The organism is Chelatococcus sp. GCM10030263, assembly GCF_042666455.1.
Lineage (GTDB): Bacteria > Pseudomonadota > Alphaproteobacteria > Rhizobiales > Beijerinckiaceae > Chelatococcus.
The window spans coordinates 787938-813180 of sequence record NZ_JBHTDB010000002.1 but is presented as its reverse complement, the minus strand read 5'-3'; the positions used below and the strand labels follow the sequence as shown (position 1 = coordinate 813180).

Genomic DNA, 25243 nt, shown 5'->3' with positions numbered 1-25243 from the left:
CGGGCTCAGCCTTCGCGATTGGTGCGCGGATGGTGGAATGCGAGCCGCGGTAGCTCGCGCGTCTCAGCGGCTGCCTAACGCTCGCCGCTCCGGACGCATGGCCGGGCTTTGTCGAATGAGATGATGGTCATCCTCATCGTTCCTCCCGACCGTTCACGTTGCGAGGCGTCTCTGATACCTCAAATGGCCGCGAATCGCAACTCGTATCCGGCGCACAGCCCATCGTACAGGCTGTTCAGGCGTGGGGATGCTGGGAGTTCTGCCCCGGCTGGGTGGCGAGATTGCGAGCGATCCGCTCGATGCGCTCGGCCGCCGACGCGACCGCCTCGGCCACCTCCGCCTCAATGGCGCCAACGCGCGCATCACCCATGCCCACGGCCTCCTTGAGGCGGGCGGCCTCGGTCTGGAGCGCGGTGAGCTCGCGCTTCGATTCCGTCAGCTCGTCGGCGATGGTGAGCGCCGCCATCACATGCAGGCGCATGTCGCCGATCTCACCGAAGGACTGCCTGAGCTCGGTGATGCGGCTGTCGAGCAGATGAGCGAGGGCGGTGATATGCTCCTCCTCGCCGGGCCCGCAGGCCATTCGGTAGCTGCGTCCGGCTATGCTGACATTGACGTCGGCCATGGCTCGTCCTTCCTATCAGCGTGGCTCGGCGCGTGCTTCGGCGATCAGCGCCCCGACGACGCCGGTGGCCTGCGCCAGGCGCCGATCGACATCCTCGGTCACGGCCTGGAGATTGTTGAGGCGCGCGAGCGTCCCGTCGAGTTCGACGGCGAGCCGTGCGCGATCGTCCTGCATGAGGGCAAGCTCTGTCTCCAGGTCGGCGCGGCCGCGCTCCGCCTCGAGCCGCCGTGTAGCTGCGGCCTCCAGCGTGCCGATGGCCGCTTCGAGCCGTTTCAACGCCTCGGCAAGGGTCATGTCGCTCGCCTCCTCTCACCCGCAGGGCTTCGGCAGCAGCCCCGACCATGCGCATCAGGAACGCCGAACCGCGCACAGGGTGCAAGCAGCGGCGCTGAACGTCAACGCGATCCTCTTTGACATGCAGATGGCAACTGCTATCAAGCCCCGTCGTGACGTGGCATCGGCCCCTATCGCTATTGCCCCACGCGCCAACGGCGATATCTCTGGATTCGCACCGACCTCCTGAACCCGGGCAGGCCAAAATATGACATCCCCGATCGAACACGACCGTCTGGCCAATGCGCTGCGCGCACTCTCGATGGATGCGGTGGAAAAGGCCAAGTCGGGCCATCCCGGCCTGCCGATGGGCATGGCCGATGTGGCCACGGTCCTGTTCTCGCGCTTTCTCAAATTCGATGCCGCCGATCCCACCTGGCCCGACCGCGACCGCTTCGTCCTGTCGGCCGGCCATGGTTCGATGCTGCTCTATTCGCTGCTGCATCTGACAGGCTACGAGAGCGTCGGGATCGAGGACATCAAGCGCTTCCGGCAGCTCGGCTCGAAGACGCCGGGCCACCCGGAGAATTTCGTCACGGCCGGCGTCGAGACGACGACCGGACCGCTCGGCCAGGGGCTCGCGACCGCCGTCGGACTGGCCATGGCCGAGCGCATGCTGGTCGCCGAATTCGGCGCGACGCTCGTCGACCATTACACTTATGTGATCGCCTCGGACGGCGATCTCATGGAGGGCATCAGCCATGAGGCGATCGCGCTGGCCGGGCATCTCAAGCTCGCCAAGCTCATCGTTCTCTACGACGACAACGGCATCTCCATCGACGGGCCGCTGACCCTGTCGGATTCAGTCGACCAGGTGAAGCGCTTCGAAGCGGCGGGCTGGAAGGCCTCGCGGGTCGACGGCCAGGACCCGGAGGCGGTCGCGGAGGCCATCGCCGCCGCGCGCAACTCCGACCGCCCGGTGATGATCGCCTGCCGTACCACCATCGGCTATGGCGCGCCGAAGAAGGCCGGCACCTCAAAGGCGCACGGCGAGCCGCTCGGTGCCGACGAGCTCGCCGGCGCCAAGGCTGCCCTCCACTGGGACGCTCCCGCCTTCGAGATCCCGGCCGAGGTGGCGAGCGCCTGGCGTGCCATCGGCGAACGCGGGCGCGGCAAGCGGGAGGATTGGCAGCGTCGCCTCGCGCAGGCACCCGCTGCGACGCGAGACGAATTCACCCGCCGGCTTCTCAGGGAACGCCCGCAGACCCTCGGGGCTGCCATTGCCACGCTCAAGGGCAAGCTCATCGCCGACGCGCCGGCCATCGCCACCCGCAAGGCGAGCGAGCTGGTGCTCGAAGCGATCGTCCCGCTGCTGCCTGAGCTCGCCATCGGCTCGGCCGACCTCACGCCATCCAACAACACGCGCACCAAGGCCGCCAAGGAGGTGACGCCGGACGACTTCACCGGACGCTACATCCACTACGGCATCCGCGAGTTCGGCATGTCGGCGGCCTTGAACGGGATCACGCTGCACGGCGGCTTCGTCGCGGCCGGCGCGACTTTCCTGGTGTTCTCCGACTATGCCCGCCCGGCCATGCGGCTCGCGGCGCTGATGGGCCTGCCGGTGGTCTATGTGATGACCCACGATTCGATCGGCCTCGGTGAGGACGGCCCGACCCACCAGCCGGTGGAGCATCTGGCGGCGCTGCGCGCCATGCCGCATATGCGCGTCTTCCGGCCGGCGGATGCGGTCGAGACCGCCGAAGCCTGGGAGCTAGCCCTCACCCGCAAAGACGGGCCCACCGTGCTGGCGCTGACCCGGCAAAATCTTGCCCTGGTGCGCAAGGAACCGAGCGAGCGCAATCTGGCGGCGACCGGCGCCTACGAACTCGCGCCGTCCCCGGTCGGTCCGGCCATCGCCACGCTGTTCGCCTCCGGATCGGAGGTCGAGATCGCGCTCGCCGCCCAGGCGCTCCTCGCCGAGCAGGGCGTCGGCGCGCGCGTCGTGTCGGTGCCCTCGCTCGAGCTCTTCCTGGCCCAGCCGGAAGAGGTGCGGCGCGGCATCATCGGCGATGCCCCTGTCAAGCTCGCGATCGAGGCGGCGGTGCGCTTCGGCTGGGACGCGGTCATCGGCCCGGACGGTCTGTTCGTCGGCATGGAACGCTTCGGGGCAAGCGGGCCTTATCGGGATCTTTATGCTTATTTCGGAATTACGGCTGAGGCCGTGGTCGAACGCGTAATGTCCCGACATAATGGTTGAGACTGGCGCTCAGGGGGCATAGTTGCCGGACATGAAGCGCCGCCTTGGCGCATGGCTTGAGGAGTAGAGACCATGACGGTTCGAGTCGCGATCAACGGGTTCGGGCGTATCGGACGCAACGTGCTGCGCGCCATCGTCGAAAGTGGCCGCAAGGACATCGCGGTGGTCGCGATCAACGATCTCGGCCCGGTTGAGACGAACGCCCATCTCCTGCGCTTCGATTCCGTTCACGGCCGCTTTCCGCACGAGGTCACGGTCGAGGGCGACACGATCGATTGCGGCACGGGGCCGATCAAGGTGACGGCCATCCGCAATCCGGCCGAGCTGCCGCACAAGGACCTCGGCGTCGACATCGCGCTCGAATGCACGGGCATCTTCACCGCCAGGGACAAGGCGAAGGCCCATCTCGAGGCAGGCGCCAAGCGCGTCATCGTCTCGGCTCCGGCCGATGGCGCCGACCTCACCGTCGTCTACGGCGTCAATCACGACAAGCTCACGCCGGACCACCTCGTCATCTCGAATGCCTCCTGCACCACAAACTGCCTCGCGCCGGTGGCCAAGGTGCTGAACGATGCCATCGGCATCGACAAGGGCTTCATGACGACGATCCATTCCTACACGAATGATCAGCCGACGCTCGACCAGATGCACAAGGATCTGTATCGCGGCCGTGCGGCGGCCTTGTCGATGATCCCCACTTCGACGGGTGCGGCCAAGGCGGTCGGGCTCGTGCTGCCCGAGCTCAACGGCAAGCTCGACGGCGTCTCCATCCGCGTGCCGACGCCGAATGTCTCAGTGATCGATTTTAAATTCGTGGCCAAGCGGGCCACGACGAAGGACGAGATCAACGAGGCGATCAAGCGCGCCGCGGCGCAGGAGCTGAAGGGCGTGCTCGGCGTGACCGCCGCCCCGAATGTCTCGATCGACTTCAATCACGACCCGCATTCCTCGACCTTCGCCCTCGACCAGACGAAAGTCATGGAAGGCACGCTGGTGCGGGTGATGGCGTGGTATGACAACGAGTGGGGCTTCTCGAACCGGATGGCCGACACGGCCGTCGCACTGGCGAAGCACATCTGACGCCGGCATGCCGAGCGCCAAACCCCTCCTCGTACACGGACGGTTGCCATGAGTGAAACGCGGACGAGCGGACGCATCGAGCCGAGCATTTCTTCCGCCAACGAGCCCCGGCCCGAGCAACAATCGGACGTCAGGATCGAGCCCGCGGTCGAAGCGCGGCCCGCCCAGCCTGCCCCCGGCGAGGCGCGCGCCGCCCCGCCGCCCGCCGCGCCTCCTCCTGCGGCAGCGGCCCCGGCCGCTCAGCCGCGCCCCGCGCCAACGCCCGCGCCCGCGGCCGCCCCAGCGGCTGCGCCGGCACAGCGCCCGGCGCTCGACCAGCTGGCGCGCATCGAGGAGAAGGCGGCCCGCATCGAGGAGAAATTCGCCCGCTCCGAGGCCCTCATGCTGCGGCTCGAATCCAAGGTCGAGACCTCGACGGGCATGACCGGGTCGCTGGCCCGCCAGGAAGACGTGGTGGCGCTGGCGGACCGGGTCCGCCGGCTGCCGGGCTATGGGGCCCTCGTCGGCGTTGCCGTGGCGGCGGCGGTCGGGGCTGCCGTCATCACGGTCGTCCTGCTGCGGTTTCTCGGCGGAGGTGTCACCCCATGACGAGCTTCCGCACCCTCGACGAGGCGCCGGTCAAGGGCCAGCGCGTCCTCGTGCGCGTCGACATCAATGTGCCGATGGAAGACGGGCGGGTGACCGACACCACCCGCATCGATCGCGTGATGCCGACGATCCGCGAGATCGCCGACAGGGGCGGCAAGGTCGTCCTGCTCGCCCATTTCGGCCGCCCAAAGGGGCCCGATCCCAAGGAGAGCCTGAAGCCGATCGCCAAGGCCGTGGGACACGTCCTCGGCAAGTCCGTCGCCTTCGCCGAGGACTGTATCGGCGAAAAGGCCGCGCAGGCGGTCGCCGCCTTGCCGGAGGGCGGGGTGCTTCTCCTCGAGAATACCCGCTTCCATGCGGGCGAGGAGAAGAACGACCCGGATTTCGCCAAGGCGCTCGCCAAGCTCGGCGACCTCTATGTCAACGACGCCTTCTCGGCCGCCCACCGGGCGCATGCCTCCACGGAAGGCCTTGCCCATCTCTTGCCGGCCTATGCCGGGCGCAGCATGCAGGCCGAACTCGAGGCGCTGCGCAAGGGGCTGGAAAAGCCGGAGCGGCCGGTCGTCGCCATCGTCGGCGGCGCCAAGGTGTCGACGAAGATCGACCTTCTGGAAAATCTCGTTTCCAAGGTGGAGGCGCTCGTCATCGGCGGCGGCATGGCCAATACCTTCCTCCACGCCCAGGGCGTCGGCATCGGCAAGTCGCTCGCCGAGCGGGAGCTCGCGGCCACGGCGCTGCGCATTCTGTCGGCCGCGCAGGAAAAGAACTGCGCCATCATCCTGCCGGTTGACGCCGTCATCGCGAGCAAGTTCGAGGCGAATGCGCCACACCACGCCTATGGCCTCGACGCGGTGCCGAGCGAGGGCATGATCCTCGACGTCGGCCCGCAGTCGATCGAGCGCATCAAGGGGGCGATCGACAGCGCCGCGACGGTCGTCTGGAACGGCCCCCTCGGCGCCTTCGAGCTGTCACCCTTCGACCACGGAACGATGGTGGCCGCCCGTCACGCCGCCGAACGCACCCGGCTGGGCAGGCTCGTCTCGATCGCCGGCGGCGGCGACACGGTGGCTGCCCTTCACCAGGCAGGCGTGGCGGAGGATTTCACCTATGTCTCGACCGCCGGCGGCGCCTTCCTCGAATGGCTCGAGGGCAAGGAGCTGCCGGGCGTGAAGGCCCTCGCGGCCGGCTGACGGTCAGCCCGCCGCCTTTTTCCCGCGGTCGCCAATCGACCGCCGTCGCAAAGGAGATCACGAAGGTGTCGCGCATCACCCTGCGTCAGTTGCTCGATCATGCCGCCGAACACGGCTACGGCGTTCCCGCCTTCAACATCAACAATATGGAGCAGGGGCTCGCCATCATGGCGGCTGCGGATGCGGCGGATGCGCCGGTCATCATCCAGGCGAGCCGCGGCGCCCGGCAATATGCCAATGACCTCGTGCTGGCCAAGCTGATCGAGGGGCTCGAGCAGCTCTATCCGCACATCCCGCTGTGCATGCATCTCGACCATGGCAACAGCGAAGCCACCTGCATGACAGCCATCCAGTACGGCTTCACCTCCGTCATGATGGACGGGTCGCTGAAGGCCGACGGCAAGACCCCGGCCGAATGGGACTACAATGTGCGCGTCACCCGCAAGGTCGTCGAGATGGCCCATTGGGGCGGCGTCTCGGTGGAGGGCGAGCTCGGCGTGCTGGGCTCGCTCGAACACGGCGGCGGCGAGCAGGAGGACGGCCATGGCGTCGAAGGCCCCGTCAGCCAGGACCAGCTCCTCACCAATCCGGACGAAGCTGTGAAATTCGTCGAGGAGACGAAGGTCGACGCGCTCGCCATCGCCATGGGCACCTCGCATGGCGCCTATAAGTTCACGCGCAAGCCGGACGGCGCTATCCTCGCGATGCATGTGATCGAGGAGATCCATCGCCGGCTGCCGAACATGCATCTCGTGATGCACGGCTCCTCGTCGGTGCCGCAGGAGCTTCAGGACATCATCAATGCCTATGGCGGCGAGATGAAGCCGACCTGGGGTGTGCCGGTGGAGGAAATCCAGCGCGGCATCAAGCATGGCGTGCGCAAGATCAATATCGATACCGACAATCGCATGGCCATGACCGGCCAGATCCGCAAGGTTCTCCACGAGAACAAGGGCGAGTTCGACCCGCGTAAATATCTGAAGCCGGCCATGGAAGCGATGACCAAGCTTTGCAAGCAGCGCTTCGAGGAATTCGGCACCGCGGGGCAGGCCGGCAAGATCAAGTCGCTGTCGCTCGCAGCGATGGCCAAGCGTTACGAGAAGGGCGAGCTCGACCCCAAGATTGCGTGAGCGGCAGACCCGCGCCACCGTGCCGCCACCATCTCACGCAGAATCACGCTATCAATCGCGGTGATCGGGACGCTTCGTCCCGCTCTCCGCGGCTTCGAGCGAGCGAATGACCAGTCCTTTATGCCGCCTGTCTCTCGTCACCCCCGTCGTCGACGATCCAGATGCCTTTGCGCCGGTGCTGGCTGCCGCTTGCGCGAGCGGTAACGTCGCTGCCGTGCTGCTCAAGCTGGGAGCGATGGACGAGCGCCGCGCGATCAAGGCCGTCAAGACGCTCGCGCCCATCGCGCAGGAGGCCGGCGCGGCCCTTATCGTCGCGGCTCCTGAGCAGATCGCCGTGCGCGGCGGCGCGGATGGCGCGCATGTCGACATGCGCGGCGGCAAGATCGAGGTCCTCGATGACGCCGTGTCGCAGCTGAAGCCGCAGTGGATCGTCGGCGTCGGAGGCCTCGGCAGCCGCCATGCGGCCATGGAGGCCGGCGAGCGCGACGTCGACTACATCATGTTCGGCGAGCCCCGGCCGGACGGAAGCCTGCCCGACTTCGCCGGTGTCCTGGAGCGAGCCTCATGGTGGGCGGAAATTTTCGCCCTGCCTTGCGTCGCCTTCGCGCCGTCGCTCGCGGAGATCGGCCCGCTCGCCGCGGCGCGCGTCGAATTCGTGGGGCTCGGCGATGCGGTCTGGTCCCATCCTGCGGGCCCGGCGGCGGCGATCGAGGAAGCGGCGGCGATCGTTGCCGCTGCCGCGTCGGTCCGGCCGTGAAGCTTCGCCCGCTCATCGCCGGCACGATCGTGCTCTGCGCCGGCGCTGTGCAGGCCCAGACACCGCCGGGTAACGGTGCTCCGCCGGCGGATAGCGGGCCGGCTCAGGCCGTCTCGCCGCAAGGATTACTGCCTCTTTCCGGCGCGCAACAGCAGCAGGAGCTGCCCTCGACGGTTTCGCCGGGGGCCGGCAGCTCGAACCAGGGCCTCGGCCAGCCCGGCTTCGGTGGAACCGTTGGCGAGCCGACCATCATCCCAACCCTACCCGACCCCGATGCCGATTACGCCTATGGCGCCTATCAGCGGGGCCTCTATCTCACGGCCCTGCGGGAAGCGACACGGCGGGCGCAGAGCGACCGCACAGACGGCGCGGCCATGACGCTGCTCGGCGAGCTCAATTCGCAGGGGCTCGGCGTGCGCCAGGACTTCACCAAGGCGGCCGACTGGTACCGGCTGGGCGACGGCGCCGGCGACCGCAACGCGACCTTCGCGCTCGCCATGATGACCTTTGCCGGGCGGGGCGTGCCCAAGGACAACGACGCCGCGCTCGTGCTGCTGAAACGCGCCGCGGCCGAAGGCCATGGGCCGGCCATGTACAACCTCGCCGTCGTTCTCATGGGAACGGGCAAGCCGGAAGACTTGACGCAGGCCATCGACCTCCTCCGCAAGGCGGCCGAAATCGAGGTGCCCGACGCGCAATATGCGCTCGCCGTGCTGACCAAGGAAGGCCGCGGCGTCGAGAAGAATCCGACCGAAGCCGCGCGCTGGATGGCCCGGGCGGCAGCCAACGACAATCTCAGCGCCCAGGTCGAATATGCCATCATGCTGTTCAACGGCGATGGCGTCACGGCCGATGAGACGCGGGCGGCGCGGCTCTTTGCGCTCGCCGCCGGGCGGGGCAATGCCATCGCCCAGAACCGGCTGGCGCGCATTCTCGCCGCAGGCCGGGGCATGCCGAAGAACCTGGTCGAGGCCGCGGCCTGGCACATGATGGCCTCCCAGCAGGGGCTCGCCGACCCGTGGCTCGACGACGCGCTGAAGGAGCTCACGCCGGCCGACCGGTCGAGAGCCGAAGCCCTCGCCCGCCGGCGCACAGCCGATCTCGCCGCCAACCTGCAGCCTTGACGGCGAGCGGACCGGCAGGCACACAACCCTCTCCCCCGATTTCTTTGGCGTCGCGAAACGTCGCGAAGGCAGTACAACATCATGATCCGCTCCCCCCTCATCACCGTCATGTCCGAGGCGGTGCTCAAGGCCGCCCGTTCGCTCAAACGCGACTTCGGCGAGGTCGAAGCTCTCCAGGTCTCGGTGAAAGGCCCCGGCGATTTCGTCTCGAACGCCGACCGCAAGGCCGAGACCATCCTGCGCGACGCGCTGGAGAAAGCGCGGCCCGGCTACGGCTTCGTGATGGAAGAGAGCGGCATCGTCGAGGGCACCGACAGAATGCACCGGTGGCACATCGATCCGCTCGACGGCACCACCAATTTCCTGCACGGGCTGCCGCATTTCTGCATTTCCGTCGGCCTCGAACGCGAGGGGCAGATGGTCGCCGGCGTCATCTATGATCCGCTCAAGGACGAGATGTTCGTCGCCGAGCGCGGCAAGGGCGCCTATCTCAACAATCGCCGCATCCGCGTCGCCGCTCGCCGCGAGCTCAACGTCGCCGTCGTCGGCTGCGGCATTCCGCATCTCGGCCGACCCGCCCAGGCAACGACCTTGCAGGAGATCGCCTCGGTCAGCGCCCAGGCCGCGGCGCTACGCGGCCATGGCGCCGCAGCGCTCGACATCGCCTATGTGGCCTGCGGCCGCTACGACGCCTATTGGGAGCGCGGGCTGAAGAGCTGGGACATGGCGGCGGGGCTCGCCATCCTGCGCGAGGCCGGCGCCTTCGCGACCGACGCCGGCGGCGGGCCGGACCCGATTGCGGCGGGAAGCATCGCCTGCGGCAACGAAATGCTGCATCGTGCGCTCGTCGACGTCCTGAAGACCGCGCGAACCGCCTCCTCCGTGGCCTGACGCGCAGCAAAAGGCACGAAGGGCACACAAGTTACACCTGCCAAAGAGCTTGATTGCAACCGCCGCGCCAGCGAACATGCGCGCTCGCGCTATCCCCGGGAGCGACTGGACGGATAATGGTTGCCGATGACACAGTGAAATTGACGCCGCCGCGCATCCACGTGATCCGCATGCTGGTGTTCGTCGTGCTCGTCGGCTTCATCGCCTTCGTGCTCTATCGGCAGATCACCGCTGCCTTCATGAACAATCCGGGGCTCAACGGGCTCATCATCGGCGCGCTTGCCGTCGGCATCATTCTGGCGTTTCGGCAGGTTATCCGGCTCTTCCGCTCGGTCTCCTGGGTCAATCAGTTCCGCATCGCCGGATCCGACGGGGAGATCGAGGCGCCGCCCGGCCTTCTCGGCCCTGTCGCCAAGCTGTTCGGCCGCAAGAGCGGCACGCGCAACCTGAGCACCCACACCTTCCGCGCGATCTTGGAATCGATCGGCGCCCGGCTCGACGAGAACCGCGAGAACCTGCGCTATCTTACAGGACTCCTCGTCTTCCTCGGCCTGCTCGGCACCTTTTGGGGCCTGCTCGAGACGGTCGGCTCCGTCGGCCAGGTCATTTCCACCATGCGCACGGGCGCCGAAGCGGGCGTGCTGTTCGAGGAACTGAAGAGCGGCCTGGCCGCGCCGCTCGGCGGCATGGGCATTTCCTTTTCCTCCTCGCTCTTCGGCCTCGCCGGCTCTCTCGTGCTCGGCTTTCTCGACCTGCAGGTCGGTCAGGCGCAGAGCCGTTTCTATACGGAGCTCGAAGACTGGCTGTCGGCCCATGTGGCGGATGCCGCGCCGCCGGCCGGGCGCATCGCCACCGCCGCCCCAGCCGGCGACAAGGAAATCACCGCCGCGCTGGAGAGGCTGACCGTCGCCCTCAACGAAAGCCAGAGCGGACGCTCGGCCACCCATGCCATGGCCAATCTCGCTGAGGGTGTGCAGGGCCTCGTGCAGCATATGCGCTCCGAACAGCAGATGATCCGGGACTGGGTCGAATCCCAAGCCACCCAGCAACGGGAAATGAAGCGCCTGCTGGAGCGGCTCGTCGACGAGCGGATCCGCTGAGATGGCCCTCTCGCGCTCCCGCCGCTTCGAGCGCCGCCTGGATTATTGGCCGGGCTTCGTCGACGCGCTGTCGACGCTCGTTCTGTCGATCATTTTCATCCTGACGGTCTTCGTTCTCGGGCAATTCTTCCTCTCGCAGGAGATCGCGGGCCGCGACACGGCGCTGCAGCGGCTCAACCGGCAGATCGCGGAACTGACCGAACTTCTCGCGCTCGAACGGTCGGGTCGCAAGGAGGCGCAGGACAGTCTCGCCGCCCTGCAATCGACGCTGCAGACGACCGAGGCCGATCGCCAGCGGCTCCAGGGCCTCATCGGCTCGGGCGCAGCTGCAGCGGATGCGGCCAATCAACGCGCCGGGCAGCTCGCCGCCGAGGTCGACCAGCAAAAGGCCGTTTCGGCGCGGGCCATGGCGCAGGTCGAACTCCTCAATCAACAGCTCACGGCGCTGCGCCGGCAGCTCGCGGCCCTCGAAGACGCGCTCGCCGCCTCCGAGTCGCGCGACAAGGAGAGCCAGGCGCGCATCGCCGATCTCGGCAGCCGCCTCAATGTCGCGCTCGCCCAGCGCGTCCAGGAACTCGCCCGCTTCCGCTCCGACTTTTTCGGCCGCCTGCGGCAGATCCTCGGCGAGCGGCCGGACATCCGCATCGTCGGCGACCGCTTCGTGTTCCAATCCGAGGTGCTGTTCGACGCGGGCTCGGCCGCGCTGCTGCCGGCGGGCGATACGGAACTCGACAAGATCGCGACGGCCCTTCTCGAACTCGAGAAGGAAATTCCGCCGGACATTCCCTGGGTGATTCGGGTCGACGGCCACACCGACAAACGGCCGCTGTCCGGCCAGGGCGAGTTCAAATCGAACTGGGCCCTCTCGGCGGCGCGCGCCATCTCGGTCGTGGAATATCTCGTCAGCAAAGGCGTGGCGCCGCAGCATCTGCTGGCCGCCGGCTTCGGCGAGTTCCAGCCGATCGAGCTCGGCGACAGCGAAGAGGCCTACCGCCGCAACCGGCGCATCGAGCTCAAGCTGACGGAACGGTAGCGGTTAGGCAGTCGGCAATGGGCAATCGGCAGTCGGACGACTGATAACGGGAAGATGGCAGCCCAAACCCACCACCGCGACTGCCCGACTGCCTACTGCCGAATGCCGATTGCCTTTATCGGTGCATCCGGCATCTCGGGCCTCTCGCTGAACTGCAGCCGCGCAAGCCGCGCATAAAGCCCGCCCTTGGTCACGAGGGTCTGGTGCGTGCCTTCCTCGACGATACGCCCCTGGTCGAGAACGAGGATCCGGTCGGCCGAGAGGACGGTCGCCAGCCGGTGCGCCACGACGAGCGTGGTACGCCCGGCCATCAGCCGATCCAGCGCCTGCTGCACCAGCTGCTCGTTCTCGGCGTCGAGCGCCGAGGTCGCCTCGTCGAGAACGAGGATCGGGGCGTCCTTGAGGACGGCGCGGGCGATCGCAATGCGCTGACGCTGCCCGCCAGACAGCGTCACTCCACGTTCCCCGACCAAGCTGTCATATCCCTGCGGCAGGGCGCGGATGAAGGCATCGGCCGCCGCGAACTGGGCTGCCTCGCGCACCGCCGCCTCGTCGGCATCGGGGCGGCCGTAGCGGATATTGTCGATGATGGTGGTGCCGAACACCACCGGGTCTTGCGGCACGAAGGCGATGCGGCTGCGCACCGCGGCGGGATCGGCCGCGGCGACATCCACACCGTCGACGGAAACGCGGCCCACCTGCGGATCATAGGCGCGCAGCAGAAGCTGGATCACCGTGCTCTTACCGGCGCCCGAGGGGCCGACGAGCGCCACGCGCTCGCCGCGGCGGATGGAGAAGCTGAGCCCGTCAAGGGAGGAGACGTCCGAGCGCGTCGGATAGGCGAAGCGCACATTCTGGAAAGCGACCGTCGCCGGCGAGGGCTCAGGCAGCGCCACCGGCCGCTCCGGCCGGGTGACGGCCGGTTTCGTCGCGAGCAATTCGGCGAGCCGACCGGCCGCCCCGGCCGCCTGGGAGACGTCTCCCCAGACCTGGCTCAGCTCGCCGAGCGAGGAGGCGGCGAGCACCGCATAGATGACGAATTGCGACAGGCGCCCGCCGGTCATGCGGCCGGCGAGGACATCCTGGGCCCCATACCACAGAACACCGACGACGCTCGCCGAGACGAGGAAGAGCGCAATGGCCGTGAGGATGGCGCGCGCGGTGATCGAGGCCCGCGCCGCCTCGTAGGTCTCCTCGGCGGCGGCCGTAAAACGCGCCGCGGTCGCCTCTTCGGCGTTGAAGGCCTGCATGACGCGGACCGCGCCGACGGCCTCGGTCGCATAGGCGGATACGGCGGCGAGCTTGTCCTGGGCGATGCGCGAGCGATGGCGGACGCCGCGGCCAGAGGCGACCAGCGGCAGCACGATGATAGGAATGGCGATGAGGACGAGGGAGGACAGGCGCGGGCTGGTGATGACCATCATGGCGACGGCGCCGAGAAACAGCACCAGATTGCGCAACGCGACCGAGGCGCTCGCGCCGAAGGCCGATTTGATCATCGTCGTATCGGCCGTGAGGCGGGACGTCACCTCCCCGCTCTTCGTCACATCGTAGAAACCGGCATCGAGCCTGGTCAGATGCCGGAAGACGGCCGCGCGCAAATCGGCGACCACGCGCTCGCCGAGCGTGCTGACGAGGTAGAAGCGCGTGGCGCTCGCCAGCGCCAGAACCGCCACGACCAGGAGCAGCACGGCGAAATAGCTGTCGATGAGGCCGGCGCCATCGACCGAAAAGCCGTGATCGATGACGCGCCGCACGGCGAGCGGCAAGGCGAGCGTCGCAGCCGAGGCAATGATCAGCGCAAGGCAGGCCGCAGCGATCCGCCCGCGATAACGCAGGGCGAAGGGCAGAAGCGGCTTCAGGGCGCTGAGCGGTGCGCGCGCCCCTGGCTGCTGCTCGGGATCACCCGCTTGGCGTGCCGGCCGGCGTGCCATCGTCACTCCTTCCAAAACTGTCGCTTCTTTTTGTCCGCTTGTTTCGTGCTTGGCGCTGCGCTATAGGGTCGCGACCCTAAGACAATCTGTCGACGCTACGTGGGGGTTGCCGCTTTCGCGGTAGCTCCAGAAGGATGTTTCCATGAAAGCCGATATCCACCCCGAATACCATTTCATCAAGGTCACGCAGACCGACGGCTCATCCTACGTCACGCGGTCGACCTACGGCAAAGAGGGCGATAGCCTCAACCTCGACATCGACAACAAGACGCACCCGGCCTGGACCGGCGGTACCCAGCAGCTGCTCGACCGCGGCGGGCGCCTGTCGCGCTTCAACAACAAGTTCGCGGGCCTGAGCTTCAGCAAGAAGTAAGGCGCCACGATCGGCGCCTGCCCGGAGCGGCGCGGATCAGCGCCTCGCCTCGTGAGCGCCGTTCGACCGGCGGATGCCGGAGTGCATGTCTCAAGACGAGCCATAGCCGACCAGCCACAGGCGCCGCGAGGCGCCTGTTGGCGTTTTCGGACCTGCGCTCACGCTTACGCGGGCGGACAATAAAAACCGGCCCGCCACCCGAGAGCGGCGAGCCGGTCCCCCCTCCCCTCGTCGTCTCAGAGAAGCATGGAATGCAGCCGGGCGGCCTGGCTCGGCACCGGCACGGGTGGCTGCTTCTCGTCGACATTCTCGCAGGCCGCGAGCACCTCATCGAGATGCTTGATGCGGGTGAAGAGCCGATGACCGCGGCTCAGAAGATCGCAGAGCTTTGCCGGCAGCGCGTCATCGGTCACGATATCGGCCGGTGCGGAAGCGGTGAGCCTGATCTTGGCCTTTTCACTGCGGGCCTCGCGCATGGTGATCTCGCCATCGGCGACGGCGCGATGCAGCAGGAGCCAGGAGGCCATCTGCATGAGGCGCGTCGTCAGGCGCATGCTTTCCGTCGCATAGGCGAGGGCTGCCTGCCGCCGAAGGACCCGCGCTTCTTCCCTGCCCCGCCCTTCGAGATAGGCCGCGGTTTCCTCGATCAGTCCCATCCCTTCGCGGAACAAGCGGCGAAACTGCTCCGAAGCGACGAAATGGAGACCGAACGGAATCGGCGCCGTCGCCTCTCGAGAAATACTCACGCTTGCCATACCTCACCCTTCCGACTGCCGCCGGACGTCGGCCCGTTCCGTATTGGAACATCGACTCCGGTCTCAGTCGGGACATGGCAAGGACGGGGCCAGCGCAGCCGGCACAGGCGAAACGGGGTGAAGCGCGCGTTAAAAAAAAAGCCGCCCGATGGGGGCGGCTGAAGGTCGAAGCAGGGAGGCGTCAAAGAGAGTGGACAGAGCCACTCGACGTCCAGATCAAATGGACGATCTCAGTCATAGACTGGAAAGCTTAACGGAAGGTTGCCGCCGTCCGTTGAGCGCGCGCCTCGTTCCAAAAAGATACAAGACTGTGCGATGTGGCGTTCACAGCCGGAACACCGCATCGGCCTTGGCGCGAGAGGCCTCCTTGGCGGCGAGCGCCGCCTCCAGCCGGCCGATCTCCGCACGCAAGAGCGCGATGCGCTCCGCAAGCTCATCGACGGACAGGAGACTGAGATCCTGGCCGATCACATGGTTCAACTGCGGCCGGGGTCGTTCATCGTCCAATTCGCTCGCCATGGGCCTCACCTCGCCTTTCAAGAACGGCGCGCATTATCTCGCCGTCGGGCGCGGTCGGCAATCGCCGCCATGGAGCGCAGCCGGATCCTCGGCCGGCCATTTGCCAGCGACGCCGGCAACGCCTATATTCCCGCTGTTCCCCTTCATCGGTGGTAACGTCCCGCCCCGGCCGATTTGCCTGGCCGGAGGCCCGCGGAAGGTTTACCCAGCGTTTGACCATGCGCGCCGGCACAAGCCGGCGCAGCGAATAAGGAGTTTCCCATGTCCACGGGACCGCTCATGCCGAAAGCGACCGCCGTCTGGCTGGTCGAAAACACGGCGTTGACGTTCGAGCAGATCGCCGAGTTCTGCAAGCTGCACCCGCTCGAGGTGAAGGGCATCGCCGACGGCGAGGTGGCGGCCGGGATCAAGGGGCTCGATCCGATTACGACGGGCCAGCTGACCCGCGAGGAGATCTCGCGCGCCGAAGGTGATGCCGACTACATGCTCAAGATGGCTTCGCCCAAGGTGAAGCTGCCCGAGCAGAAGCGCAAGAAGGGCCCGCGCTACACACCCGTCTCGCGACGCCAGGACCGCCCCAACGCCATCCTCTGGCTGCTGCGCAACCATCCCGAATTGAAGGATGCGCAGATCATGCGGCTCATCGGCACGACGAAGACGACGATCCAGCAGATCCGCGAACGCACTCACTGGAATGCAGCGAGTCTGACGCCGATGGATCCGGTGACCCTCGGCTTGTGCTCGCAGATCGATCTCGACTTCGAGGTGGCCCGGTCGGCCAAGGACCGCCCCGCGCAGGTGGAGAGCGGCCAGACGCTGCTACCGGCGGAGGAAACCACGGCGCCCGTCCCCGAGCCGCAAGAGCCCTTCGAGGATATGTCGAGGCCGCGGAAGGAAGAGGAAAGGATCGACGCCGACAGCGTCTTCGCCAAGCTGAAGCAGCTCAAGCCCCAGGACGAGGAAGAGCAGGACTGATCAAGGCCGGGCCGGCGCGCCCCGCGGTCCGCGCCAGGAGCATGGCGGGTCTTCGCCGCGGGCATTGCCAAGAACGGCGCGCCGCCCGACTGTGCCGCTCGCATGAGCCCAACCTGCCCGGGCTTGCCGCGGCGCTCGAGCTGGAAGAGTAGAATGCTTCCGGTGGCGTCGGCGGCGATCCGCCTTGCGAAATCCCACCATGGTCAGCGATCCCGTCTTTTATCTGGCTGCGGTGCCGGCCGTCATCATCGGCGGCCTATCGAAGGGCGGTTTCGTCGGCCTCGGCAGCGTCGCCCAGCCATTGATGGCGCTGACTGTTCCATCCTTCCAGGCGGCGGCGATCCTCTTGCCCATCCTGGTCATGCAGGATTGGGTCGGCGTCTTCGCCTATCGGCGCTTCTATGACGGCCGCACATTGGCGATCCTGCTGCCGGGTGCCCTTCTCGGCACGCTGCTCGGCACCCTCGCCGCAACCGTCGTTTCGGATGCCTATGTGCGGCTCGCCGTCGGCCTGATCTCCATCGTCTTCTCGGCCAATTGGTGGCTGGGGCTCAGCAAGGAGGCCGCCAAGGCAAAGCCAGGCGGGGTGCTTGCGGGGCTGTTCTGGGGAGCGGTCTCGGGTCTGACGAGCTTCGTGAGCCATGCGGGCGGCCCACCGTTCCAAATCTATGTGTTGCCGCAGCGCCTGCCGCGCGACATCCTCGTCGGCACGACGAGCTGGTTCTTCGCCAGTGTCAACCTGTTCAAGGTGATCCCCTATCTCTGGCTGGGGCAATTCACGCGAGAAAACCTTCTGACCTCGGCAGCGCTTCTGCCGCTGGCCGTCGCCTCGACGGTGGCCGGTGTCTGGCTGGTGCGGCGCATGCGATCCGACGGCTTCTATCGCGTCATCTATGCGCTGCTGTTCATGGTCGGCCTCAAGCTCGTCTACGACGGCATCGTCGGCCTGCTGTGACCCCGCCCTTGATTGCAACACTTTGATACATAAGCGCCATTGCCGGAACAAAAGTCCGCCCTATGGTCGCTCCGCCGGACGGGAATTGATGCCCTCGGGCGTCCGCGGCCAAGGAGCCGGTGTTACCCATGTCGGTTGCGATGTCTGTTGCAAAGATCACGACGGCCTTGGCAGCGGCGTCGTTCTGGGCCGGGGTTGCTTATGTCCTGTGGCGCTTGAAAGGTCGATTGGCTGAGCGCCTGTTCGCCAGCCAGCGGAATCACACGCCTTCCCAGCGGATCTCGGACGCTCTCGATCCGCGTCTCGACGCCGAACGCGGCCAAGCCGCGGTCTTCCCAACTCTCGAGGGAGCGGCTGCAGCAGTCGAGCGGCCAGCTTTCAGCCTTCAGCCGAAGAGCCCGCCCCCACCCTGAAGCCGGCTCAGGCCCTGCTTCGCGGTTGCGTTGTTGGGATCGACCGAGATCGCGCGCTGGTAGGATTCGATCGCCTGCTGCTTATCGCCCTTGCGCTCATAGGCGAGGCCACGGCCGGCCCAGGCATCACCATTGCGGTTGTCGACGTTCAGGGAGGCGTTGAAATCCTCGATCGCCTTGTCATAGGCGCCCACCGCGACCAGGCTCTGGCCGCGTCCCGTATAAGGCGCGGCGACGAACGGGTCCCGGTCGAGAGCCGAATCGAAATCCTTGATCGCGAGCTGGTTCTGCCCCTGCCGCTGATAAACCAGCGCGCGGGCATGGTAGGCCTCGGCCGATTCCGGATTGAGCTGAATGGCCTTGCTCAAGTCGGCCAGCGCCTGATCGAAATGCCCCTGCACGCGCAGGAGATTGGCCCGGCCGATATAGGCGGCGGTGTAGTTGGGGTCGGCGGCGATGGCGCGGTTGAAATCCGCCGAGGCAGCATCGTCGCGGCCGGTCTGGCGATAGGCGAGCGCCCGATTCGTATAGGCCGGCGCGTAATTCGGATCGAATTTGACGGCCTGGTTGAAGTCGGCGATCGCTTCGCTGTAGTGGCCGGTGCGCGCATAGGCAACGCCGCGCGTGTTGTAGGCCTGCGGGTCGCTCGGATTGGCCTTGATGACGTCGGTCAGCGAAGTGATGTTCGTCGTGGTGACGGTGGAATTCTCTTTGACGAGTTCCGCGACATTCGGGCCGTTGGGAGCAACCGTCTCGCAAGCCGTGGCGCCGAGGGCGAGCCCTGTCGCGAGCAGCAGACGGGCGGCCATGCTGGCGCTCATTCCAACCGCCGAGGAACGTCCCATCCAGGTCTCTCCATCGCGGTTTGCCATGATATGCGCCGTGCCTGTCTTCCTCACCGCAGATCCTCCATACGCCTCACGTTCCACATGATAACCGGCCGGCCTGGCGATTCTTGCGGAACCGGGTTTCTGAATCGTTCCGATCGGTCAATAAGGCCAAAGTGTTAACCGAACCAAACCCGTCGTCCGACCTGTTCTCGGCTATCATTGCGGCAAGAACACAAACGGCGCCCCGGGGGACCTGGGCGCCGACAATCATCTCACTTCCTGCAGGGCGGTCCGAACGAAGACACGTCCGGTGAAGCCCCCCAATCCGGAACACGCGGGGCGCAGCGAGTGGCGCCGCGCCATAACCGTCGCGTCGGCCTGTCAGCGCGTCGGCTTCGGCTTGGAGGGCAGAAGCCCTTCCCGCTGCAGCCGCTTGCGCATCAACTTGCGATGCCGGCGCTTGGCCTCGGCCTTTTCTCGGGTCTTCTTTTCAGACGGCTTCTCGTAATGCCCGCGAAGCTTCATCTCACGAAAGATGCCCTCACGCTGCATCTTCTTTTTCAGCGCACGCAGCGCTTGATCGACATTATTGTCGCGAACGAGGACCTGCACGCCTGTCTCTTCCCGTTTCCAAAGGGGGGGTTCAAAGCCAAAGCGGCGCCCGAAGTGCGCCGCAGCTATAGGGTGGTACGGATAGCAGATATCCCCCACCTTGTCCACCAGCCACAGCCGCTTCGGCGTTATCTTGTCGCATGCCGCTCACGACGGCGCCGATTGCGCTTCACTCCGGTACGACGCGCGTCACATGCCCCATCTTGCGCCCCGGGCGGGCGCTGCCCTTGCCATAAAGGTGGAGATGGAGCTCGGGGTCGCCGGCGATCTCCTGCCACCGGTCCACGTCTTCGCCGATCAGATTGCGCATCTCCACGCGCCCGGTCCGCCGGGTGGAGCCGAGCGGCCAGCCACAGACCGCCCTGATATGCTGCGCAAATTGCGAGGTGACGGCTCCCTCGATGGTCCAATGGCCGGAGTTGTGAACGCGCGGCGCGATCTCGTTGACGATAATGCGCCCGTCCGGGGCATCCGCATCGCCTTCGAGCACGAACATCTCGACCGCGATGACGCCGACATACCCGAGCGCCTCGGCGATCCGCCGGGTGGCGGCGATCGCCTCGTCCGCAAGCTTCGCGGGGATGGCGCTCGGCACCCGGGTCACGTCGAGAATATGGTTGCGATGCTCGTTTTCGCAGACGTCATAGGCCGCGAAATTGCCCTCCCGGTCACGCGCGGCGACCACGGAGATCTCGCGTGTGAAGGGCACGAAGCCCTCCAGGATCGCCGGCACATGGCCGATGGCGGCGAGAGCTGCCGCGGCATCGTCCCCCGGACCGATCTTCACCTGCCCCTTGCCGTCATAGCCGAAGCGGCGCGTCTTCAGGATCGCCGGCCGACCGAAGGCCGCAAGTGCGGCCTCGAGATCCGCCACCTCAGCGACATCGTTGAAGGGCGCCGTCGGAATGCCCAGACCTGCGACGAAAGTCTTTTCAGTCAGGCGGTCCTGGGTGATGGCGAGCGCCTTGTCGTCCGGGAACAGCGGCACATGGCGGCTCAAGAGATGCACCGTGTCGGCCGGCACATTCTCGAATTCATAGGTGACGACATCGACGGCGGCTGCAAACGCCACGAGCGCCGCCTCGTCGTCATAGGCGGCAAGGGTGTGCCGTCCGGCGACCTCGAAGGCGGGGCTTTCGGGATCCGGCGCATAGATATGCGTCTTCAGTCCATAGGCAGCCGCCGCGATCGCCATCATGCGGCCGAGCTGGCCGCCGCCGAGAATGCCGACCGTCGCACCGGGAGAAAGGCGTTGCGTCATGCCGCGGTCTCGGGTTCTTCGGCAACGGCCGCGGTCTGCTTTTCCCGCCATTCGGCCAGCCGCGCGGCGAGATCCTCGTCGGAAAGCGCGAGAACGGCCGCGGCAAGGAGCGCGGCATTGACCGCACCAGCACGGCCGATGGCGAGCGTGCCGACGGGAATGCCGGCCGGCATCTGCACGATGGAGAGGAGGCTATCTTGGCCCGACAGGGCCTTCGATTCCACCGGCACGCCGAAAACCGGCAGGGCCGTGAGCGCCGCCGTCATGCCCGGCAGATGGGCCGCACCGCCGGCACCCGCTATGATGACCTTGTAGCCGGCCGCGGCCGCACCCTTGGCGAATCCATAGAGCCGGTCCGGCGTACGATGGGCGGAGACGATCCTGGCGTCGAAGCCGATGCCGAGAGCTTCGAGCGTCTCGGCCGCATGGCGCATCGTCGCCCAGTCGGACTGGCTGCCCATGATGACCGCAACCGGGCGTGCGACGGCGCTCATCGCCTCGTCTCCCCGATGCCGCCTGCAAAATCCTTGTTCACGGCGCTGTCCATGGCGCTCAGCTCCTCGTCGGATCGCGCCGCTTAACGCCTGCCGCCCGCCGGCGCAAGCCCCTCCGGAGCCGATGATCCAGGAGGGCCGAGCCTTCTGCTGATCAGGCGATGATATCGGGCGTCAACTGGTCCTCAATGAAGGAGATGCGATCCTTGAGGACGAGCTTGCGCTTCTTCAACCGTTGGATCTGCAACTGCTCGGCCTGGCCGACGAGTTCCAGGGCGGCGATCGCCGCGTCGAGATCCCGGTGCTCCTGCCTCAGCCGGTGGAGCTCGGCTGCCAGCGTCGATCGTTCCTCATCGTTCAGATCGACCGCCATCACCCTCGCCGCCCTCACGTGCGCCGCCCCGAACAAACCTTGCGATTCTCATGTAGCGACCCTATATATGCCGCGTGGTGCGAACCCCCGCAAGCGGCCGGAAACGGCAGGCTGTGCGGTATAGGCGTCATCAATGTCGCAGGGCAATCAAGCCCAGGCGGTCACCTTTTCGATCCACCACACCGGCAATAATGACTTCAATCGATGATCCTCGAGCCGTGGCCACCGAGGCGGTTGCCACTCGCATCCTGACGGTCGCCGAGCATCGGGCCGGGGAGCGGCTCGACCGCTTCCTCGCGGCCGAACTCGACGATCTATCGCGGTCGCGCCTGCAGCAGCTCGTGCGCGCCGGCCAGGTGACGATCAACGGCGAGGTGATCAGCGACCCGAAGCGTAAGGTTGCGGCCGGATCGGTGGTAACGCTCGAAGTGCCGCCGGCGGAACCCGCAGTGCCGGAGGCCGAGGACATTCCGCTCATCGTGCTCTACGAAGACGATGCGCTGATCGTCATCGAGAAGCCCGCCGGGCTCGTCGTTCATCCGGCTGCAGGCCATGCGGCGGGCACGCTGGTGAATGCGCTGATCGCGCATTGCGGCGAAAGCCTCTCCGGCATCGGTGGGGTGCGCCGGCCCGGCATCGTGCACCGGCTCGACAAGGACACCTCCGGGATCATGGTGGTGGCCAAGACCGATCGGGCGCATCTGGCACTGTCGGCGCAGTTCGCCGACCACGGCCGCACCGGCCCGCTGGAGCGAATCTATACCGCCGTCGTGTGGGGGGCCATGCCGGCGAAGAAGGGCACGATCGATCTGCCGATCGAACGGGCCGCTCACAACCGTGAGAAGATGACGGTGACGCGCGACGGCCGCGGCCGGACCGCCATCACCCATTACGAGGTCGACGGCGTCTTCGGGGGCGAGAAGATCGAGGTCAAGAAGGCGGAACCGATCGGAAGCTTCGTCCGTTGTCGCCTTGAAACCGGACGCACACATCAGATCCGGGTGCACTTGGCCCATATCGGCCATCCTCTCTTGGGCGACCAGCTCTATGGGCGGGGTTTCAAGACGAAGGAACAGCTTCTCGAAGCGAATGCGCGGGAAGCTTTGAACGCACTGGGCCGGCAGGCCCTGCACGCGAGCACGCTCGGCTTCGCGCATCCCTATACGGGGGCTTTCATGCGATTCGAGAGCGCGCCGCCTACCGAGCTCGCGCGGCTCATCACGGCTTTGCCCCGCGCTGAAGCGTTTGGCGCCCGGAGAGATGTGCGGTAGCGCACGGTCGTTTCAGCCCCTGCGCCGCACACTATAAACCGACGCAAAAGGCATGCCTTCGCCGCTGATCGAAATAGCGGCAAGTATGCTACAATTCCCTAGCCGGCCAGATTGGCGGCTGACGACGACCTGCCTGACAGGGGGGTCGGAAGGAGGTAAGATCCATGGCTTCGACAGTTCTCCCCGCGCTGCTCAATGAAGGCGGCCTGTCGCGCTATCTCGACGAAATCCGCCGGTTTCCCATGCTGAAGCCGGACGAAGAATTTATGCTAGCCAAGCGCTGGCGTGAGCATGGCGACCGAGAAGCGGCCCACAAACTTGTCACCTCGCATTTGCGGCTCGTAGCCAAGATCGCGATGGGCTATCGCGGCTACGGCCTGCCGATTTCCGAAGTCGTGTCGGAAGGCAATGTCGGCCTTATGCAAGCGGTGAAGCGCTTCGAGCCCGACAAGGGCTTCCGTCTCGCGACCTATGCGATGTGGTGGATCAAGGCGGCGATTCAAGAGTACATCCTGCGCTCCTGGTCGCTCGTGAAGATGGGCACCACGGCCAACCAGAAGAAGCTGTTCTTCAACCTGCGCAAGGCCAAGGGCCATATCTCGGCCTATGAGGAGGGTGACCTCCGCCCGGAGCAGGTGAAGAGCATCGCCACGCGCCTCGGCGTTTCCGAACAGGACGTCGTGGACATGAACCGCCGTCTCGGCGGCGATGCGTCGCTCAACGCGCCGCTACGCCAGGAAGGCGAAGGCGAATGGCAGGACTGGCTGGTCGATGACAGCAAGGACCAGGAAAGCCTGCTCGTGGAGGAAGAAGAGGGGCAGAATCGCCTCACCGCCCTTCGCGATGCACTCAGCGTGCTCAACGACCGTGAACGGCGCATTTTCGAGGCGCGGCGCTTGCGGGACGAGCCGATCACACTGGAGGAGCTCTCCACCGAATTCGGCGTCTCACGCGAGCGCGTGCGCCAAATCGAGGTGCGGGCCTTCGAGAAGATCCAGGAGGCCGTGAAGAAGGGCCTTGCCAAAATCGAGACGACGGGGCCGGCGGCGGCTTTGCCCGCCGCGTAATCGGCGAGATCCCCTTAACGTCAGCCTGGAACAGCAGCGGAGGCCGTTTCCGATCCGTCGGAAGCGGCCTTCGCTTTTTTGTTGCCTGAGGCGGAAGGCTTACTGCCAGAGGCGGAAGGCCTCGTTGATCGCCTGATCGCCGGCCACGCCCTTCTCGAAGGTCAGCACTGCCCGCCGTCCGTTGGCGAAACGCAGCGGCAGGTCGATCCAGCCGCGCGTCTTCAGGAGGTCGGTATTGCGATCCACGTCGGCGCTCAGATTGGAGAGGCCGATAAGAAAGAAGTTTTCCGTGACAGGCACGGGCAAGCCGGCGAGCGGCGTGCCGCGGCCGCCCTCTTCGGACTTCAGCTGCATGACACCGACATCGCGCACGTCGCGGTTCGCATCGCCCGACGTGTTGCGGAACCTGAGCTCCACCGTATGCGAGGCCGGCAGCGTCGCGTCCGTATTGCGGCGGATCACCATGGTGACCGCGAAACCGGCACTGGGAATATCGATGTCGGCGTGCACGACCGTCTCGAGCTGCTCGCCCTGTCCGGGATTGAGGCTGTCGATTCGCCACACGGTCCGTCCGGCATGGGTGGTCGGCACCTGCGGGTTCTCGGGGCTCTCCTCGTAGAGGACCGCCCGCTGTGCGACGGCAACGGCCGGCGCTCCGGGAGCAGGCGGGCTGCCAGCCGGAGGAGCGGCCTCTCCGGGTGCCGGCTGTGTCGGTGCCGCTGGAGCGGGAGCCGCGGGGGCCGCCTCGGACGCGGCCTCACCGGGACCGCCGAGCCGCTCGGCGATCTTGCCGTCGCCCTGCTCCTGCGGCGGCGCCTGGCCGGTCTGTTGCGACAGGTCCGGCGCCTGGTCGCGGAGCATGTAGGCAACGCCCGCGATGGCTGCGATCGCGACGGCGAGAACGCCGGCCACCAGCCAGCGTCTGAGCCGGACGCGCAGGTCGGTTTTGGGCCGTGCCGGCGTGAGCCGCGGACGCTCGCGAGAAGGAGAACCGTTTGCCTGATAGTCGGCGTCCCGGGCTTCCTGGGAGCGTGGCTCCGCGATGGCGTGATCGGCCGCCTGCGTGTCGTCGGGCGGCAGCTCGAAATCGCGCAGATCCTCGCCCTGCGTCCAGTCCGGCTCCTGCAGCGGCTGGATTTCCGCTTCGATCCGAGCGATCACCGCGTCGAGCGCGGCATATTCGCGATCGATCTCGGCATCGGCGAGCGGCGGTTGAACATTTCGCAACTGTTGAACGAGCACCGCACGGGCTCGTTCATAAATCGCTTCACGGCTCTCGGGCGTGCTTTCCGGCAGGCCGGCTATCGCCCGCTGCAGCAGGGTGTAGTAATCCGCCATTCAGGTCGAATGTCCCGAATCG

General features: G+C 66.6%; 27 protein-coding genes. 16 read left to right on the top strand and 11 right to left on the bottom strand.

The features are described 5' to 3' along the window. Positions 1-235: 235 nt before the first annotated feature. On the bottom strand, positions 236-625 hold the full coding sequence (locus tag ACFQU1_RS03650) for a cell division protein ZapA (RefSeq protein WP_378129316.1): 390 nt from the start codon (positions 623-625) through the stop codon (positions 236-238). A 15-nt stretch (positions 626-640) separates the two neighbouring features. Continuing rightward, positions 641-919 (bottom strand): DUF4164 family protein, encoded by a 279-nt coding sequence (locus tag ACFQU1_RS03645; RefSeq protein WP_378129314.1) that lies wholly within the window; start codon positions 917-919, stop codon positions 641-643. On the opposite strand from ACFQU1_RS03645, the gene ACFQU1_RS03640 reads away from it, so the two are divergent. The 11 genes from ACFQU1_RS03640 to ACFQU1_RS03590 all read left to right on the top strand — a co-directional run bounded on the left by ACFQU1_RS03640 (position 918) and on the right by ACFQU1_RS03590 (position 12051). Further along, positions 918-1148 carry a hypothetical protein gene (locus tag ACFQU1_RS03640; protein WP_378129312.1) on the top strand — a complete coding sequence of 77 codons (231 nt, stop codon included), beginning with the start codon at positions 918-920 and terminating at the stop codon, positions 1146-1148. The genes ACFQU1_RS03645 and ACFQU1_RS03640 overlap by 2 nt on opposite strands. Before the next feature lie 18 nt (positions 1149-1166). Then, positions 1167-3158 (top strand): transketolase, encoded by a 1992-nt coding sequence (gene tkt / locus ACFQU1_RS03635; RefSeq protein ID WP_378129310.1) that lies wholly within the window; start codon positions 1167-1169, stop codon positions 3156-3158. 72 nt (positions 3159-3230) lie between these two features. Next, positions 3231-4238 carry a type I glyceraldehyde-3-phosphate dehydrogenase gene (gap, locus tag ACFQU1_RS03630; protein ID WP_378129308.1) on the top strand — a complete coding sequence of 336 codons (1008 nt, stop codon included), beginning with the start codon at positions 3231-3233 and terminating at the stop codon, positions 4236-4238. Between the two features lie 48 nt (positions 4239-4286). Further along, positions 4287-4826: a hypothetical protein gene (locus ACFQU1_RS03625; RefSeq protein ID WP_378129306.1), complete on the top strand. Its 540-nt coding sequence runs from the start codon at positions 4287-4289 to the stop codon at positions 4824-4826. Beyond that, positions 4823-6016, top strand: a complete 1194-nt coding sequence (locus ACFQU1_RS03620; protein ID WP_378129304.1) for a phosphoglycerate kinase — start codon at positions 4823-4825, stop codon at positions 6014-6016. Before ACFQU1_RS03625 ends, ACFQU1_RS03620 begins: the two co-directional genes overlap by 4 nt. A gap of 65 nt (positions 6017-6081) precedes the next feature. Continuing rightward, positions 6082-7146, top strand: coding sequence for a class II fructose-bisphosphate aldolase (gene fba, locus ACFQU1_RS03615; RefSeq protein ID WP_378129302.1), 1065 nt, complete (start codon positions 6082-6084; stop codon positions 7144-7146). Positions 7147-7252: 106 nt separating this feature from the next. After that, on the top strand, positions 7253-7903 hold the full coding sequence (locus ACFQU1_RS03610) for a thiamine phosphate synthase (RefSeq protein WP_378129300.1): 651 nt from the start codon (positions 7253-7255) through the stop codon (positions 7901-7903). Continuing rightward, positions 7900-9027 carry an SEL1-like repeat protein gene (locus ACFQU1_RS03605; protein WP_378129298.1) on the top strand — a complete coding sequence of 376 codons (1128 nt, stop codon included), beginning with the start codon at positions 7900-7902 and terminating at the stop codon, positions 9025-9027. Before ACFQU1_RS03610 ends, ACFQU1_RS03605 begins: the two co-directional genes overlap by 4 nt. Before the next feature lie 81 nt (positions 9028-9108). Continuing rightward, entirely contained in the window at positions 9109-9918 is an 810-nt protein-coding gene (locus ACFQU1_RS03600) for an inositol monophosphatase family protein (RefSeq protein ID WP_378129296.1), read from the top strand. Positions 9919-10034: 116 nt separating this feature from the next. Then, entirely contained in the window at positions 10035-11018 is a 984-nt protein-coding gene (locus ACFQU1_RS03595; protein ID WP_378129294.1) for a flagellar motor protein MotA, read from the top strand. 1 nt (position 11019) lies between these two features. After that, on the top strand, positions 11020-12051 hold the full coding sequence (locus ACFQU1_RS03590) for a peptidoglycan -binding protein (RefSeq protein WP_378129292.1): 1032 nt from the start codon (positions 11020-11022) through the stop codon (positions 12049-12051). Between the two features lie 92 nt (positions 12052-12143). On the opposite strand, the gene ACFQU1_RS03585 is transcribed toward ACFQU1_RS03590, so the two are convergent. Continuing rightward, a complete protein-coding gene (locus tag ACFQU1_RS03585) occupies positions 12144-13985 on the bottom strand; it encodes an ABC transporter transmembrane domain-containing protein (protein ID WP_378129290.1) in 1842 nt (613 codons plus the stop codon). Positions 13986-14127: 142 nt separating this feature from the next. On the opposite strand from ACFQU1_RS03585, the gene rpmE reads away from it, so the two are divergent. Beyond that, positions 14128-14358, top strand: a complete 231-nt coding sequence (gene rpmE, locus ACFQU1_RS03580; RefSeq protein WP_378129288.1) for a 50S ribosomal protein L31 — start codon at positions 14128-14130, stop codon at positions 14356-14358. Between the two features lie 236 nt (positions 14359-14594). On the opposite strand, the gene ACFQU1_RS03575 is transcribed toward rpmE, so the two are convergent. Then, on the bottom strand, positions 14595-15104 hold the full coding sequence (locus ACFQU1_RS03575; protein ID WP_378129286.1) for a DUF1465 family protein: 510 nt from the start codon (positions 15102-15104) through the stop codon (positions 14595-14597). 333 nt (positions 15105-15437) lie between these two features. Next, positions 15438-15632: a DUF1192 domain-containing protein gene (locus tag ACFQU1_RS03570; RefSeq protein ID WP_378129284.1), complete on the bottom strand. Its 195-nt coding sequence runs from the start codon at positions 15630-15632 to the stop codon at positions 15438-15440. 261 nt (positions 15633-15893) lie between these two features. Between ACFQU1_RS03570 and ACFQU1_RS03565 the strand changes: the two genes are divergently transcribed. Together ACFQU1_RS03565 and ACFQU1_RS03560 are read left to right on the top strand one after the other, a co-directional pair. Continuing rightward, a complete protein-coding gene (locus tag ACFQU1_RS03565) occupies positions 15894-16607 on the top strand; it encodes a DUF1013 domain-containing protein (RefSeq protein WP_378129282.1) in 714 nt (237 codons plus the stop codon). Positions 16608-16806: 199 nt separating this feature from the next. After that, a complete protein-coding gene (locus ACFQU1_RS03560; protein ID WP_378129280.1) occupies positions 16807-17562 on the top strand; it encodes a sulfite exporter TauE/SafE family protein in 756 nt (251 codons plus the stop codon). Positions 17563-17947: 385 nt separating this feature from the next. Here the strand turns inward: ACFQU1_RS03560 and ACFQU1_RS03555 are convergent, their stop codons facing one another. From ACFQU1_RS03555 to ACFQU1_RS03535, 5 genes are all read right to left on the bottom strand, one after another. Then, positions 17948-18784 carry a tetratricopeptide repeat protein gene (locus tag ACFQU1_RS03555; protein WP_378129278.1) on the bottom strand — a complete coding sequence of 279 codons (837 nt, stop codon included), beginning with the start codon at positions 18782-18784 and terminating at the stop codon, positions 17948-17950. A 402-nt stretch (positions 18785-19186) separates the two neighbouring features. Beyond that, on the bottom strand, positions 19187-19417 hold the full coding sequence (gene rpsU / locus ACFQU1_RS03550) for a 30S ribosomal protein S21 (protein ID WP_378129762.1): 231 nt from the start codon (positions 19415-19417) through the stop codon (positions 19187-19189). Between the two features lie 169 nt (positions 19418-19586). Next, positions 19587-20678 carry a 5-(carboxyamino)imidazole ribonucleotide synthase gene (locus tag ACFQU1_RS03545; protein WP_378129276.1) on the bottom strand — a complete coding sequence of 364 codons (1092 nt, stop codon included), beginning with the start codon at positions 20676-20678 and terminating at the stop codon, positions 19587-19589. Continuing rightward, positions 20675-21172: a 5-(carboxyamino)imidazole ribonucleotide mutase gene (purE, locus tag ACFQU1_RS03540; protein WP_378129274.1), complete on the bottom strand. Its 498-nt coding sequence runs from the start codon at positions 21170-21172 to the stop codon at positions 20675-20677. The genes ACFQU1_RS03545 and purE overlap by 4 nt, the downstream gene beginning before the upstream one ends. Positions 21173-21326: 154 nt before the next feature. After that, positions 21327-21545, bottom strand: a complete 219-nt coding sequence (locus tag ACFQU1_RS03535; protein WP_378129272.1) for a YdcH family protein — start codon at positions 21543-21545, stop codon at positions 21327-21329. A gap of 191 nt (positions 21546-21736) precedes the next feature. Between ACFQU1_RS03535 and ACFQU1_RS03530 the strand changes: the two genes are divergently transcribed. After that, positions 21737-22816, top strand: coding sequence for an RluA family pseudouridine synthase (locus tag ACFQU1_RS03530; RefSeq protein WP_378129270.1), 1080 nt, complete (start codon positions 21737-21739; stop codon positions 22814-22816). Positions 22817-22980: 164 nt separating this feature from the next. After that, on the top strand, positions 22981-23883 hold the full coding sequence (gene rpoH / locus ACFQU1_RS03525; protein WP_378129268.1) for an RNA polymerase sigma factor RpoH: 903 nt from the start codon (positions 22981-22983) through the stop codon (positions 23881-23883). Between the two features lie 99 nt (positions 23884-23982). Here the strand turns inward: rpoH and ACFQU1_RS03520 are convergent, their stop codons facing one another. After that, on the bottom strand, positions 23983-25221 hold the full coding sequence (locus ACFQU1_RS03520) for a histidine kinase (protein ID WP_378129266.1): 1239 nt from the start codon (positions 25219-25221) through the stop codon (positions 23983-23985). Between the last annotated feature and the right edge of the window lie 22 nt (positions 25222-25243).

What these genes read in the sequence shown, in the direction of transcription:
- ACFQU1_RS03650 (WP_378129316.1), bottom strand. Translation starts at nt 625, where the DNA reads ATGGCCGACGTCAATGTCAGCATAGCCGGACGCAGCTACCGAATGGCC.
- ACFQU1_RS03640 (WP_378129312.1), top strand. Translation starts at nt 918, where the DNA reads ATGTCGCTCGCCTCCTCTCACCCGCAGGGCTTCGGCAGCAGCCCCGAC.
- ACFQU1_RS03645 (WP_378129314.1), bottom strand. Translation starts at nt 919, where the DNA reads ATGACCCTTGCCGAGGCGTTGAAACGGCTCGAAGCGGCCATCGGCACG.
- tkt (WP_378129310.1), top strand. Translation starts at nt 1,167, where the DNA reads ATGACATCCCCGATCGAACACGACCGTCTGGCCAATGCGCTGCGCGCA.
- gap (WP_378129308.1), top strand. Translation starts at nt 3,231, where the DNA reads ATGACGGTTCGAGTCGCGATCAACGGGTTCGGGCGTATCGGACGCAAC.
- ACFQU1_RS03625 (WP_378129306.1), top strand. Translation starts at nt 4,287, where the DNA reads ATGAGTGAAACGCGGACGAGCGGACGCATCGAGCCGAGCATTTCTTCC.
- ACFQU1_RS03620 (WP_378129304.1), top strand. Translation starts at nt 4,823, where the DNA reads ATGACGAGCTTCCGCACCCTCGACGAGGCGCCGGTCAAGGGCCAGCGC.
- ACFQU1_RS03610 (WP_378129300.1), top strand. Translation starts at nt 7,253, where the DNA reads ATGACCAGTCCTTTATGCCGCCTGTCTCTCGTCACCCCCGTCGTCGAC.
- ACFQU1_RS03600 (WP_378129296.1), top strand. Translation starts at nt 9,109, where the DNA reads ATGATCCGCTCCCCCCTCATCACCGTCATGTCCGAGGCGGTGCTCAAG.
- ACFQU1_RS03595 (WP_378129294.1), top strand. Translation starts at nt 10,035, where the DNA reads ATGGTTGCCGATGACACAGTGAAATTGACGCCGCCGCGCATCCACGTG.
- ACFQU1_RS03590 (WP_378129292.1), top strand. Translation starts at nt 11,020, where the DNA reads ATGGCCCTCTCGCGCTCCCGCCGCTTCGAGCGCCGCCTGGATTATTGG.
- ACFQU1_RS03585 (WP_378129290.1), bottom strand. Translation starts at nt 13,985, where the DNA reads ATGGCACGCCGGCCGGCACGCCAAGCGGGTGATCCCGAGCAGCAGCCA.
- rpmE (WP_378129288.1), top strand. Translation starts at nt 14,128, where the DNA reads ATGAAAGCCGATATCCACCCCGAATACCATTTCATCAAGGTCACGCAG.
- ACFQU1_RS03570 (WP_378129284.1), bottom strand. Translation starts at nt 15,632, where the DNA reads ATGGCGAGCGAATTGGACGATGAACGACCCCGGCCGCAGTTGAACCAT.
- ACFQU1_RS03565 (WP_378129282.1), top strand. Translation starts at nt 15,894, where the DNA reads ATGTCCACGGGACCGCTCATGCCGAAAGCGACCGCCGTCTGGCTGGTC.
- ACFQU1_RS03560 (WP_378129280.1), top strand. Translation starts at nt 16,807, where the DNA reads ATGGTCAGCGATCCCGTCTTTTATCTGGCTGCGGTGCCGGCCGTCATC.
- ACFQU1_RS03555 (WP_378129278.1), bottom strand. Translation starts at nt 18,784, where the DNA reads ATGGCCGCCCGTCTGCTGCTCGCGACAGGGCTCGCCCTCGGCGCCACG.
- ACFQU1_RS03545 (WP_378129276.1), bottom strand. Translation starts at nt 20,678, where the DNA reads ATGACGCAACGCCTTTCTCCCGGTGCGACGGTCGGCATTCTCGGCGGC.
- purE (WP_378129274.1), bottom strand. Translation starts at nt 21,172, where the DNA reads ATGAGCGCCGTCGCACGCCCGGTTGCGGTCATCATGGGCAGCCAGTCC.
- ACFQU1_RS03535 (WP_378129272.1), bottom strand. Translation starts at nt 21,545, where the DNA reads ATGGCGGTCGATCTGAACGATGAGGAACGATCGACGCTGGCAGCCGAG.
- ACFQU1_RS03530 (WP_378129270.1), top strand. Translation starts at nt 21,737, where the DNA reads ATGACTTCAATCGATGATCCTCGAGCCGTGGCCACCGAGGCGGTTGCC.
- rpoH (WP_378129268.1), top strand. Translation starts at nt 22,981, where the DNA reads ATGGCTTCGACAGTTCTCCCCGCGCTGCTCAATGAAGGCGGCCTGTCG.
- ACFQU1_RS03520 (WP_378129266.1), bottom strand. Translation starts at nt 25,221, where the DNA reads ATGGCGGATTACTACACCCTGCTGCAGCGGGCGATAGCCGGCCTGCCG.